This window comes from Aceticella sp. 75b-Ac, from assembly GCF_056032965.2.
Window position 1 is genome coordinate 156,422 of sequence record NZ_CM190971.1, and the last position, 14,091, is coordinate 170,512.

12 protein-coding genes are annotated in these 14,091 nt (G+C 32.7%); 7 read left to right on the forward strand and 5 right to left on the reverse strand.

The window, feature by feature from the left end:
* Nucleotides 1-32: 32 nt before the first annotated feature.
* From AC0LWJ_RS00800 to AC0LWJ_RS00830, 7 genes are all read left to right on the forward strand, one after another.
* Complete coding sequence (locus AC0LWJ_RS00800; RefSeq protein WP_474238258.1) at nt 33-860, forward strand: HAD family hydrolase; 828 nt, start codon at nt 33-35, stop codon at nt 858-860.
* A 71-nt stretch (nt 861-931) separates the two neighbouring features.
* A complete protein-coding gene (locus tag AC0LWJ_RS00805; protein WP_474238256.1) occupies nt 932-1,063 on the forward strand; it encodes a hypothetical protein in 132 nt (43 codons plus the stop codon).
* 162 nt (nt 1,064-1,225) lie between these two features.
* On the forward strand, nt 1,226-2,236 hold the full coding sequence (locus tag AC0LWJ_RS00810) for a LacI family DNA-binding transcriptional regulator (protein ID WP_474238254.1): 1,011 nt from the start codon (nt 1,226-1,228) through the stop codon (nt 2,234-2,236).
* Nucleotides 2,237-2,478: 242 nt separating this feature from the next.
* A complete protein-coding gene (locus AC0LWJ_RS00815; protein WP_474238252.1) occupies nt 2,479-3,906 on the forward strand; it encodes a UDP-glucose dehydrogenase family protein in 1,428 nt (475 codons plus the stop codon).
* The gene (locus tag AC0LWJ_RS00820; RefSeq protein WP_474238249.1) at nt 3,903-5,039 is read left to right on the forward strand and encodes a glycosyltransferase family 4 protein; all 1,137 of its coding nucleotides are present in this window, start codon (nt 3,903-3,905) and stop codon (nt 5,037-5,039) included. Before AC0LWJ_RS00815 ends, AC0LWJ_RS00820 begins: the two co-directional genes overlap by 4 nt.
* 128 nt (nt 5,040-5,167) lie before the next feature.
* The gene (fdhF, locus tag AC0LWJ_RS00825; RefSeq protein WP_474238389.1) at nt 5,168-7,309 is read left to right on the forward strand and encodes a formate dehydrogenase subunit alpha; all 2,142 of its coding nucleotides are present in this window, start codon (nt 5,168-5,170) and stop codon (nt 7,307-7,309) included.
* Complete coding sequence (locus AC0LWJ_RS00830; protein ID WP_474238246.1) at nt 7,309-8,523, forward strand: molybdopterin molybdotransferase MoeA; 1,215 nt, start codon at nt 7,309-7,311, stop codon at nt 8,521-8,523. The genes fdhF and AC0LWJ_RS00830 overlap by 1 nt, the downstream gene beginning before the upstream one ends.
* An 85-nt stretch (nt 8,524-8,608) precedes the next feature.
* On the opposite strand, the gene AC0LWJ_RS00835 is transcribed toward AC0LWJ_RS00830, so the two are convergent.
* From AC0LWJ_RS00835 to AC0LWJ_RS00855, 5 genes are all read right to left on the reverse strand, one after another.
* A complete protein-coding gene (locus AC0LWJ_RS00835) occupies nt 8,609-10,393 on the reverse strand; it encodes a radical SAM protein (RefSeq protein WP_474238244.1) in 1,785 nt (594 codons plus the stop codon).
* Nucleotides 10,383-11,015 (reverse strand): class I SAM-dependent methyltransferase, encoded by a 633-nt coding sequence (locus tag AC0LWJ_RS00840; RefSeq protein ID WP_474238242.1) that lies wholly within the window; start codon nt 11,013-11,015, stop codon nt 10,383-10,385. Before AC0LWJ_RS00840 ends, AC0LWJ_RS00835 begins: the two co-directional genes overlap by 11 nt.
* Before the next feature lie 108 nt (nt 11,016-11,123).
* Entirely contained in the window at nt 11,124-12,242 is a 1,119-nt protein-coding gene (locus tag AC0LWJ_RS00845) for an ABC transporter substrate-binding protein (RefSeq protein WP_474238239.1), read from the reverse strand.
* Nucleotides 12,243-12,275: 33 nt separating this feature from the next.
* Nucleotides 12,276-13,058, reverse strand: a complete 783-nt coding sequence (locus AC0LWJ_RS00850; RefSeq protein ID WP_474238237.1) for an ABC transporter ATP-binding protein — start codon at nt 13,056-13,058, stop codon at nt 12,276-12,278.
* A complete protein-coding gene (locus tag AC0LWJ_RS00855; protein WP_474238386.1) occupies nt 13,055-14,047 on the reverse strand; it encodes a FecCD family ABC transporter permease in 993 nt (330 codons plus the stop codon). The genes AC0LWJ_RS00850 and AC0LWJ_RS00855 overlap by 4 nt, the downstream gene beginning before the upstream one ends.
* Nucleotides 14,048-14,091 lie beyond the last annotated feature (44 nt).

Here is a 14,091-nt window from a genome sequence, read left to right on the forward strand (position 1 = left end):
ACATAGAGAATATAGTATAGGAGTTGGAATATATGTGTAAATTATTTGTTGTTGATGCTGATGGAAGCCTGTTAAACAGTGATAATAAGATTTCCGCAGCTAACATGGATGCAATAAATGAATTAAGAGCGAGAGGTATCATCTATACAATTGCCACAGGAAGAATGTTTACATCAATATTACCATATGCGGCGGAAATTAAAATCAATGCACCCCTAATTTGCTTTAATGGTGCATTGATTAAAGATATATATACAAGGAAGACATATTATTACAATCCTATTCAACCGGATGATGCAGTATATACAATAAAAATCTTAAAAGAGATAGGGTATCAGGTAAATCTATATATTGATGACGAACTTATTGTTGATGAAATAAATGAAAGGGTTAACTGGTATCTTACATATAAAAATAATGGTGTAAGGGTTAATACCGTTGGTGATGTTGCTGAATATATAAAGAGAATAGGGAAAGGTACTGCGAAGATATATGCAATAGGGGATATAAAAAATCCTAAACCTTTGGATTCTGACGTTTATGATGAACTCTGTAAAAAGGTGGCTGTTTCCACTTCAGGAGGCGGACACCTTGAAATAAATGCAATAGGTGTAAGTAAAGGCAATGCCTTGAAAACCCTTGCAAATATGTATGATATTAAAAGGGATTCTGTAGCTGCTGTTGGAGATAACATAAATGACTTGTCAATGATAGAATATGCAGGGTTTGGTATTGCAATGGATAATGCTCCTAACCTTGTTAAGATAAAGGCTGATTTTATTACAAAATCAAATGATAAAGATGGGATTGCTTTTGCTATAAATAAGATATTCAGAAGGCAGAGAATCATAGCAGTTTAAGTGTTACCTTATTAAAGACCCCGGCATATAATAAAGTACAGGTATTTTCAAAATATGCCGGAGGTGGTTTTATGGAACAGCTGATAATAAAACTCAGTGTTTTATTGTTAATCGTTATAGGTATAATATACATGGCTATCTCTTTTTTACCATTATTTGTTTTAAGAGATACAGATAAGGATAATCAGAAGGATAAATACTGACCCTCATTCCTCACCGCCTATAACTATGTAAAAGTGAGCAGGTTTGTGGAATGAGGTAGGATAGATTTCCTTTTTTGTTTTTTTGAGAAAAATCTATTGACAAATTTTCATGAAAAAAGTACAATAACTATAAGAGAAAACGATACCGTAGGAGTGATGTAAATGAATGCAACTATCAAAGATGTTGCAAGAGAAGCTAATGTTTCGATTGCAACGGTATCAAGGGTATTAAACAATAGTGCGGTAGTAACAGATGAAACTAAACAGAGGGTTCTTGATGCAATCAAAAAGACGGGTTACAAACCAAATGCACTGGCAAGAAGTCTGAAAATCCAAAAAACACATACTATTGGAGTTGTAATACCGGATATCTCAAGTACATTTTACCCTGAGGTTGTTAGAGGGGTAGAAGACGTAGCGAGTATGTATGATTATAATATCTTTTTATGTAATACAGACCAGGACGAAAACAAAGAAATGAATTATATTGAGATATTAAGAGAAAAGCAAATTGATGGGTTAATATTTATGGGTAACATAATAAGAGATACAGTTATGGAAGTATTTATGAGTATGAAAGCTCCGGTTGTACTAGCAGGAACACAGGACAAGGAATTAAAATTGCCAAATGTTAATATTGACAATAAAAAGGCAGCATATGATGCGGTAAAGTATCTGACATCTTTGGGGCATAAGAAAATCGGTATGATAACCGGTCCTAAAACTGATCCTATCGGTGGCATGTTGAGATTAGAGGGGTATAAAGAGGCACTGAAGAAAGCAAAGATAAGGTATAAGTCAGAGCTTGTTGTTGAAGGCAATTTTAAGGTTAAACAGGCATATCTTTCCATGTTGAAACTTTTAGAACAAAAAGTTGATGCTGTTTTTGCTGCATCTGATGAAATGGCTGTTGCGGCAATAAATGCAATCTTTGATTCAGGTTTGAAAATACCGGATGATATACATGTTGTTGGATTTGATAATACTTATCTTTCATATATGTTTAGACCAACAATTACGACAATACAACAGCCGGCATATGATATTGGTGCCATAAGCATGAGGCTTATGATTAAGATTTTATCAAAAAAGCCTATTGATGAATTACATGTTGTATTACCTCACCATCTTATTATTAGAGAATCGACAGGTTATGAAGAAGAAAAAAAATAGCGTACAGCTATTTTTTTTGTATTAGTGATACATTATTTGTAGAAGACAAGAAATAATAGCCTATTATGTCAAAAAATATAAAAAGATAAATTATATATTTTTTCTTTTTAAGAGGATTTGATAAAAATATAAATATATGTTAAAAGTCTGTTTTAACATATATTTAACAGTATCGTAAGAAGAAGTTAACATTATGTTGATATATTTATAATAAAGGAAATATTTTATATGGAGGTTTTAAAATGAAGATTTGTATAATTGGTGCAGGATATGTTGGACTTGTGACGGGATGTGTTCTGGCGAATATAGGTAACAAAGTAACTGTTGTTGAAAAGAATGAAGAAAAACTTAGAATGTTAAAGAATAATCAAATGCCTTTTTTTGAAGAAGGAATGGATGAACTATTGAATGAGGTAAAAGAGAAAAATATGATTGAGTTTGAAAGTAATTTAAAGGAAGTAAAGGGTATAATTGATATTTTTATGATTTCAGTAGGAACCCCTCTTAATCAAGAGGGAATAATTGATATGACAGCATTTAACAGTGTAATTAATGAGATATCATCTTTATCATGTAATGGTGGGATATTAGTAATAAAAAGTACCGTACCGATTGGTACATCTACTCTCATTGAGGAATATTTAAATAGAGGAGGAAAAAGATGGGTTACAGCATCAAATCCAGAATTTTTAAGGCAAGGAAGTGCTTTGAAAGATACTATTGAAGCTAATAGGATAATCATCGGAACAAATTCAAAAAAAGTTGCAAAATTATTGGAACGACTTTATACACCTTTGAAAAGACCAATCTTAATAGTTGATAGAAATACATCTGAAATGATAAAATATGCTTCAAATGCATTTTTGGCTACTAAGATTTCATTTGCGAATGAAATATCAACTTTGTGCGAAAAAGTTGGAGCAGATATAAAAATGGTAGTAAAAGGTATGGCGATGGATCCACGTATCGGTGGGGATTTTCTTGGAGCAGGTATTGGCTATGGAGGCTCATGTCTTTCAAAGGATTTATCCTCATTAATAAATACTGCTAATAAAAATAATGTCGAAGTAGCTATTTTAAAAGCAACTGAAGCTGTTAATCAAAGACAAAGAATGCTTTTGCCTTATCGCTTAAAAGAAATATATGGCAGATTAAAAGGGCTTACTGTTGCTTTGCTTGGAATAACGTTTAAACCGGGGACAGATGACTTAAGGGATGCTCCATCTCTTGATATAATCAGATATATTATTGAAAATGGTGCTGATGTGAGAGTGTATGATCCGCAAGATAGGGCTTGTAAAAATGTTAAGAATTTATTTCCCGAGATTTATATTGCAAAGGATTGCTATGATGCATTGAGTGGTGCAGATGCAATACTCTTGTTAACCGAATGGTCGGAAATAAAGGATATAAATTGGAAAAAAGCAAGAAAATTAGTTAATCGTAGATTAATACTTGATGGAAGAAACTTCCTTGAAATAGAAGATATGAAAAAATATGATTTTAAATATGTCGGAGTTGGTCGAGCAGCTTATTCTCCAGATTCTTTGAAAAGTCTTATAAATAGTTGTCAATTTAAAAAAAGAGAGATTGCGAAAAGAGAATGTGCATATCGTGGAGGGATTAATCTTGCAGATGTTAAAAATATATTATTGGAGGCATTGATGTGAGAGTTGCTTTTTTTTCAGATACTTATTTACCGCAGATTAACGGTGTTTCAAAAACAATTGCAAGATTAAGAAATTATTTAAGAAGCAATGGAATTGAAAGTATAGTTTTAATACCCGAAACAGGTACCAGAAATAATGATAAAGAAGTGTACTGTTTTAGAAGTTATCGATTACCTTTTTATCCTGAATTGAAACTTGCAATTCCAACAGAAAGGGAAGTAAATATAATACTTTCAAAATTCCAACCTGATATAGTCCATTTGGTAACGGAATTTACTATGGGTTATTCAGGACTAAGATGGGCTCAAAAAAACAATATACCTATAGTATCATCTTATCATACAAATTTTGCAGATTATGCAGCATATTACAATTATCCGTTTTTGTCGCATTTGTTTTGGTATTATCTTATCTGGTTTCATAATCAGTCACATATAAATTTTTGTCCTTCACATGAAACATTAGAAATATTGAGATCGAAAGGTATTAATAATTTATTAATATGGGGACGTGGCGTTGATGGAGAATTTTTTAATCCATTTAAGCGAAAACCGGAATTTCGTAAGAATTTTGGTATAAATGTTGATGAGATAGCTTTATTATATGTAGGAAGAATAGCACCGGAAAAAAATATAGATATTTTATTTGATGCATTTAAAATTGTTAAAAAAATATTTTCAAATATAAAATTAATAATTGCAGGAAGTGGACCATCCGAGGCATTTTATAAATCTTTAAATATTCCTGATATAATTTTTACTGGGGAATTAGATCAGGAAAAACTTTCAATACTATATGCTTCAAGTGATATATTTACATTTCCTTCAACCTCTGAAACATATGGGAATGTGGTACTTGAGGCTATGTCTTCAGGCTTACCTGTAGTTGCACCATTTTGTGGAGGAATTAAAGAAAATTTAAAAGATGGTTTTAATGGCATTTCATATAAAAGCAATAGCCCCGAGGACATGGCAAATGCAATAATTAAGCTAATAAATAATAAAAATATGAGAAAAATTTTTGGCATTTATGCAAGAAAACATGCTGAAACCCGTATATGGAATCAAACCATGTCGGTTGTTTTAAAAGGATACTATAATTGTATAAATAACACAAAAGTAAAATTAGCATAAAAGGGTTATAATAATTATTTAATATAACATGTAAATTAAAATTGAAATTTATAAATATTTGGTGTTATAATAGTTTTGTGGAGTAAAGGTTATCTAATTATTATGATGTTAAAAAGGAGGAAAAAGCTATGGAAAAAAAGGTTTTAACTGTATGTCCATACTGTGGTGCAGGGTGTCAATTATACCTTGTAGTTGAAGATGGTAAAATAATAAGAGCTGAAGGAGCTTTTGGCAGAACAAACGAAGGAACATTATGCTTAAAAGGTCGCTATGGTTGGGATTACCTTAATGACCCACAATTATTAACTGCCCGTTTAAAGAAACCCATGATTAGAAAGAATGGTAAGTTAGTTGAAGTTTCTTGGAAAGAAGCAGTTGGTTATGTTGCTAATAAGCTTAAAGAAATAAAAAATAAATATGGTCCTGATGCTATTATGGGTACTGGATCAGCTCGCGGTCCAGGAAATGAGGCGAATTATATAATGCAAAAATTTATGCGAGCTGTAATCGGTACTAATAATATTGATCACTGTGCTCGGGTTTGACATGCTCCATCAGTGGCTGGTCTAGCCGCAACATTAGGAAATGGTGCAATGACTAACTCAATTAATGAGATAGAAGATGCTAATTTATTATTTATTTTTGGATACAATGGAGCAGATTCTCATCCGATAGTAGCAAGGAGAATAGTGAAAGCAAAAGAAAAAGGAGCTAAAATTATTGTTGTTGATCCAAGGATAACAGAATCTGCTAGAATAGCTGATCTGTGGCTGCCTATTAAAGGCGGAACAAATATGGTTTTAGTAAATTCATTTGGTAATGTATTGATCAATGAGGGACTTTATAATAAAGAATATGTTGACAAATATGTAGAAGGTTTTGAAGAATATAAAGCAATTGTTGATAGATATACACCTGAATATGCCGAGTCTATTACTGGAATTCCTGCAGATACAATTCGCAAAGCCATAAGAATGTATGCAGAAGCGAAGGATTCGTATATTCTTTATGGAATGGGTGTTTGTCAATTCGGTCAGGCAGTTGATGTTGTTAAGGGATTAGCAGGACTAGGACTTTTAACAGGCAATTATGGAAGACCAAATGTAGGAATTGGTCCTGTTCGTGGTCAAAACAATGTACAGGGAGCTTGCGATATGGGAGCTTTGCCCAACTTGTATCCCGGATATCAGCCTGTAAATAATCCTGAAATTCAAGCAAAGTTTGAAAAAGCATGGGGAGTAAAACTTCCCTCTAAACCTGGTTATATGCTGACAGAAGTGCCTCATTTAGTATTACATGAAGATAAAATTAAAGCTTATTATATTTTTGGAGAAGATCCAGTTCAAAGTGATCCCAATGCTGCTGAAGTAAGAGAAACGTTAGACAAAATGGAATTTGTTGTTGTCCAAGATATTTTTATGAATAAAACTGCTTTGCATGCTGATGTAATTTTGCCTGCGACTGCTTGGGGTGAACATGATGGAGTTTACACTTGTGCTGATCGTGGCTTTCAACTAATGCGTAAAGCAGTTGAACCTAAAGGTGATGTAAAGCCGGACTGGCAGATTATCTGCGAAATTGCCACTGCTATGGGATACCCTATGAGTTATAAAAATACCGAGGAAATATGGGATGAAATGAGAAGTTTGTGTCCTAATTTTGCTGGTGCAAGTTATAAGCGTATTAAAGAATTAGGTAGTATTCAATGGCCTTGTCCGAGCGAGGATCATCCAGGTACACCATATTTGTATAAAGGAAACAAATTTGCAAGACCAAATGGCAAAGGTTTGTTGTTTGCTGCTGAATGGCGACCACCTGTTGAATTGCCGGATGACGAATATCCTTTAAGTTTGTCTACCGTGAGAGAAGTTGGACACTATTCGGTTAGGACGATGACAGGCAACTGCCGTCCTTTACAGAAATTAGCTGATGAACCAGGGTATCTGCAAATAAATATAGAAGATGCAAAAGAATTAGGTATAAAGGATCAGGAGTTAGTTAGGATAAGTTCTCGTCGAGGTTCAGTAATAGCAAGGGCTTTAGTTACTGATAGAGTGCAAAAAGGTGCAACATATATGACTTATCAGTGGTGGATTGGTGCTGCAAATGAATTAACTTTGGATAATCTTGATCCTATATCAAAAACTCCTGAATATAAATATTGTGCAGTCAAGGTAGAAAAAATTGATAATCAGATATGGGCAGAACAATATATAAAAGATGAATATGAAAGAATTAAAAAACAGATGTTGATTAAGGTGAAAGAATAATGTTGAGCATTGAATCAGCACTAAAAAACGTCTTAATATCAACAAATGTTTTAGGTATTGAAAGAATAGATTTGTTATCTTCTTTAGGAAGGGTGTTGGCAGAAGATATTTATGCTTATGATTATTTACCTCCTTTTGATAAATCAGCAATGGATGGTTATGCATTAAAAAGTTTTGATACCTTGAATGCTTCTAAAGAAAATCCAATTGAATTAACTGTCAGGGGAAGTATTAAAGCTGGTGATGATTTTAAAAAGGAAATAGAAACAGGTCAAACATATAAAGTTATGACTGGAGCACCTATTCCTTTAGGTGCAGACGCAGTTATAGAAATAGAGAAGGTAGATATTAAAGATAAGAAAATCATAATAAATAGACCGGTTCAAAGCAACAATAATATTATTAATAAGGGAGAAGAGGTTTCCTTCGGAGAATTAGTTTTACCTAAGGGTAAAATTATTCGACCGCCAGAGATAGGTTTTTTGGCTTCTTTAGGTCAAGAATATATACCTGTTTATAATTTGCCAAAGGTAGCTTTAATAATAACAGGAAATGAATTAATAAATATAGATAAAAAATTACAACCCGGTAAAATAAGAAACAGTAATGAATATTCCTTGAAAGCCTTATTAGAAAGTAACGGAATCAAATCTGTATTATCATTTGGAATTATTCCTGATGATAAAGAGGTAATAATTCAGAAAATAAAAGAAGCCTTGACTGAGGCTGACGTAGTAATAAGTTCTGGTGGTGTTTCAGTAGGAGATTATGATTTTATTGATGAAATTTTAAATAAAACAGGATTTAAAATACATTTTACATCTGTTTCAATTAAACCAGGTAAGCCTATAACTTTTGCTACTTATGAAGATAAATTATTTTTTGGTTTACCTGGAAATCCTGCATCAATTATTACAACATTTGAAGAATTTGTAAAACCGGCACTGAAGAAAATGAAGGGAGAGGTAAATGTTCTTCCAAAAAAAATTTCTGTTGTTTTAGGAGAGGATATTAAAGCAAAAACAGAAAGAAGAAAATATATATATGTTAAAATAGAAAAAAAATCAGATAAATATTATGCTTACAATGCGGGCAATCAAAGTTCTAGTCAATTAAAAACAATGACAAGAGCCAATGGGATTATAATAATACCGGAAGAAAAGAATATTGTAAAAAAGGGAGAAATGCTTGAAGGAAGATTTATATTTGATTAATGTATAAACTCATAAAAAGAGAAGTATACAATTATTTTAAGTTAGGTATACTTCTTTTTTTATTATAATGTTTTGTATTTTTTAGCTATGCTTTCAGTTTCCATTTGTTGTCGGGTTTCGCAAAAGAGCGGTTTAGATTTGATAGAGTAAAATTCATATTATAAAATTTTTCATAGAATTGTTCGGCTTCTTTTATAACATTAAAATTAAATATATCAGGATGCAGATTATTGGCTATATACATGAGTCCTAATATCCATCTTGGACTTCCAAAATCAAATCCTGGCGCTATATGTGTATATATTCTTTTGTTTTTTACTGCCCCTGTATTTATTCCATCTTTAATACACTCATCATAAAAATCTTCAACTGAATTTGATATAAATGCAGAAATAAAAATGATATCCGGATTTAATTTATTTAATTGTTTTGCTGTAATTCTCATTCCGGGTCTTCCGCTGCAGTCAAGTTCTTTATTTACACTAATTCCTCCTGCTGTTTCTACTAATTGATTCTCCATTCTTCCGCCTTTAATGCAAAAAAGCGGTTTGCCCATAGCATAATACACCCTGGGTTTATTTTTTACATTAGAAACTCCGTTTTGAATTATAGATATTTTTTCTTCCAAATAACATGCTAAGTTTTCTGCTTCATTGTTATAGCCAACTATTTTACCAAAAATTTTTATAGTATTAATATAATTATTTAAATTTTGTATATTCATATGAAAATCTTTTAATTTTTCATTGCAAAGCACATATTCCCAAACCTTAACTATTTTATTTTTTTCACTAACGCCAATAGTAATTAATATAGACTCAATGATTTCCAATGCTCTGGTAAAGGGGTATCCTCCTTCAAAATCGGCTTCTTGATATTTAACATTTTTTAAAGAGCCTTTATAACTTAATTTAAATGAACATGTTGGACAAATTTTTCTTTCTACTAAGTTTGAACCTTCCATAGGTTTTAATTTTGCACCCATAGGACCATAAAAATCCCTTTTATAAATAAATTCCCCACATACCGGACAATATGTGTTTAAGAAATCAGTTCCAGGTGAATTAAAAAGATACACATAATTAACATACTGCTTTAATTCTTTTACAAGTTCTTCTGAAGCTTTAATTGAAGGTTCTAAAGAGCAATCAGCTTCTTCCAGTGGGATAAATCGCATAATTTGTAATGGGATATCTTTGGATATTTTCTTTATCTTTTTTGCGAGCTCTATTACTTCCTTCTCATTATTGTTTGTGTATACACAGGATACCTCAATAAATACACCATTATCATGTAATATTTTTATATTCCTTATAACAGGGTTAACCGTACTTCCACCACATTTACGGTAAATATCATTAGACATCCCTTTTATTCCTATATTAATAAAATCTAAGTATTTAATAATTTTGCTTAATGCATCTTCAGTAAAATACGTATTAGAAGAACAGCCTACAAGCAACTTCCTTTCTTTTGCAGCTTCTGCTACCTTTAGAAATGTGTAAAAAGATGCAATAGGGTCATTCATTAAAAAAGCAATACCGATACAATTATTTTTTATGGCTTCATTTACTATTTCCGCCGGAGATAACTCTCTAAGCGCCTTGCTTTCATAATTCATTTCTTTTACAATTACTGTAGAAATACATCCCGGACAATGGAAATTACATCCTACTGTACTGACCTGTAAAAATTTCTGTCCCATATAAAAATGCAACATAGGCATGGTTTCTATTGATATTGGGCAGGTGATAAGATACTTATTCGGAAATCTTTCTACAATACTTTGTCCCTTATTTTCATATAAACCGCATGCTCCTGTACTATTTTCTGAAATTTCACAATCTCTTTCACAAATTTTACATTTCATTGTTATTACCACCTTTCATAATCAACCATAATCCTGATTCATCCATAATAACTTCATAATTCTTAATTCCTGCAAGCCTTAATTGATTATCGAGCATTTTTACCGGGTTATTACCAAAAGTCTGAATCATTCCTCCATTCCACTCTTTATTTCTTTTTTTCATATTTATTGCTACCTGTTCTTTTAATTTTGCCGTGCCGAATCCGCCGCCGATATATGCCATTCCATCGGGTGTAAGTATCCTGTAAATTTCTTTAAAGGCTTTTGGAAGGTCATGCCAAAAAAATATTGATCCTCTACTTATTACAAGATTAATTGTTTGGTCTTTAAAAGGTATATTATGAACATCTCCAAGTTGAGTTCTGACTTTAGCTTCCAAATGATTCTTTATAATATTATCACCAGCAATTTTTAACATTTCCTCAGATTTATCAAATAAAATTACAAACAAGTCCGTAATTTTAGCTAATTCGATTCCAAGATATCCTCCACCGCTTCCAATATCTAAACATGTACCTGTTGTTATACCAGTTCTGCATTTTATTTGTTTTGCAATAACAGGATAAACAGGAGCAAAGATATTACGAGCAATTTCATCAAATTCTTCTATATTTATTTCCATTCCTATCCACTCCTTGTTTTATTAAATACTTAAAAAATAATGTTAAGGAATATAGTTAAGATATTAATTATATTCCTTAACTTCAATCTTTCATAACGTTAATAAGTTCTATTTTGCATTAGACATAATTTCTTGATATTGTCGGTCAGTAATTTTTATATGCAAAAATTTATCATAGAATTCTTTAACTTCCGCCTTTATATCATATTTAAAATAGTCTGGATATAATAAATTTCCCAGCCATTTTGCTCCTAAAATTCTGATTACTGATGGGGGTCTATCGAACCAATTAAATGGTTCGCAAGGTATAACATATACCTTTTTATCTTTTACTGCCTTTAAATTACTCCAATTCGGATTAGACATTATTACTTTGTAAGGATCGTTTGCTGAAGCTGCAAATCCTTGATCAATACATACCAAAATTGCTTCAGGATTCCATTTGAGAAGCTGTTCCATAGATACTTCGCTACGGCCATAACCTGCTTTTATTGGCACTTGGGCTACATTTATTGCTCCTACGAGGTCAATTAATTCTGAGTGTATGGAACCTTTCGGGTCTGTCTGTAGACCTTCTTTCCCTTCTGCATAATATACTTTAACCTTTTTATCTTTAGGTATTTTTTTGGCTATATCTGTAATTTCAGCATACGTTTTTTTACAATAATCACCAAGTTCTTTAGCTTTACTGGTGTCTCCTGTCAAATTACCCATAAATTTGTAAGCATTGTCCATTTTATCCAAATCACTTGTTACGCATACAACAGGTATACCTAAATCATTCTGTATTTTATCTGCATTAGAAATAGACGAACTATCTAGAGTACCCATATTAAGTATTATATCAGGTTTTATTTTTAAAAGCTCTTCCTTATTCATTGTTTGACCCTGCCCAAAATAACCACCTACAACAGGAAGGTTTTTATAAGAATTTATTGTAAACTTACTTTCAGCTTTTGAGATCTTGTAATTTAAACCTGCAATTTTATCCGGTGACAATGTATACATAAATACGGTTCCTATAGGATTGGTTGAACAAACTTTTTTAATCCGAGAAGGGACTGTTACTGTTCTACCAGCCATATCTACTATTGTTCTTGTACCTTGATTCCCTTGTTCATTGCTTTTTAATGTTTTTTGACTACCGCAGCCGGTAAACACAGCGGCTAAGATTATGCATATAATGATAAATATTGATAAAATAAAGTTTTTTCTTTTTTTACACATATTTATTTCACTCCTTTTAAAAAATCAAAAATATTAACTAAGCAAAGGCACACAGGCTTTAATAATTTCTCCGTCTACACCCTTTAAGCAGGTTATTTTTACATTTACTCCATAAGCTATCCTCAAATTCTCTTCTGTAATCACATCATCTGCATATCCTAAGGTAAACACGTTGTTTCGTTGCATCAAGGCTACTTTTGTACTGCATAAAAATGCGTGATCCGGAAAATGAGTAGTCATTATAACCCCCATTCCCTTTTTAGCAAGTTTCTTAATTTGTTCAAGTACACGTACTTGATTTCCAAAGTCTAAATTAGCGGTAGGCTCGTCCATTACAAGAATATCGGGCTGCTGCGTTAAAGCCCTGGCAATAAGCACCATTTGCCGTTCACCACCGCTGATTTCAGTATAAATTCTGTCTTTTAGAAAAGAAACCCCCAAAGTTTCCAAGGCTTTCTCTGCAATGGTTAAATCCTCTTTAGACGGTGAAGAAAAAACCCCTAAATGAGCAGTACGTCCCATAACTACTACATCAAGTACAGAAAATGGGAAAGGTGGTGTATGAGCTTGAGGTACATATCCGATGGTTTTTGCCAGTTTTTTTCTGGACCAATATTTTATATCTTCTCCGTTTAGTTGAATTTCACCACTATGCAATTTTAAAAATCGCAGAATAGTTTTGAATAAGGTTGTTTTTCCTACCCCATTTGGTCCTAATAGGCACAGAATTTCACCTGAACTTACCTTTATAGAAAAGTCTTTAAGCACAATTTTTGTTCCATATCCACAGGATACATTTTTAATTTCCAATTTCATACCCAACCCTTCCTTCCTTTTGCCAGCAGATAGAAGAAAAATGGTGCTCCTATAAGAGAAGTCAATATTCCTAAAGGGATTTCAACAGTAAAGGTATTTCGAGCTATGTCATCTACAAAAAGCAGGAAGGTACTGCCAATAAGAAATGAAGCAGGTAACATTGCTTTATAATTAGGTCCCACGATAAGTCTGGCAATATGTGGAATAATTAGTCCGATCCAGCCAACCATACCACTGACTGAAACCGCTGCTGATGTCATTAATGTTGATGAAATGATGAAAAGCAAACGCATTTTTTTTGTATCAATACCCATTGCTTGTGCTTCCTCATCGCCAAAGGAAATGACATTCAATCTCCATCGAAGCAGGATAAGAGGGACTAAACCAATAACTATCGGTATGAGCAATACAGCTATGTCATTTTTACTTATGGAAGAAAGCCCTCCCATAAGCCAAAAGGTAATGGCAGGCAGTTTGCTCTCAGGGTCAGCTACATATTTAACCATAGAAGTAAAGGAAGAAAACATCGTAGATACAACCATTCCTGTCAATACCAATACCAAAATGGCATTATTGTTGCGGCTGATTATAGTTGACATGGTATATGAGATGATAACTGCTCCCAAGCCAAAAAGAAATGCGGAAATTTGAATACCAATTGAACCAAGGGAGATTAAAATTGCTATAGCAGCACCAAACCCAGCTCCAGCAGAAGCCCCAAGGATATCTGGGGATACCATTGGATTTTTAAAAAGTCCTTGATATGTTGCTCCAGAAACTGATAAAGCACCTCCTACAAGTATAGCTGCAAAGATTCTTGGGATACGCACATTGAACAAAACCATTTCCATTGTTTTAGAGCATGCTACGGGAAGATCCAAGAGTTTGGACATTAATATGGTGATGATCTGTGCCAGCGGAATGGCGTATCGTCCCAGTGTTAGAGATACAAAGATTGCAATGATGAGCAATATAGCCAAAATACCCATGACTGAAATTTTTGTTTTTCTGTAAAATGTCACTCCAACCAATC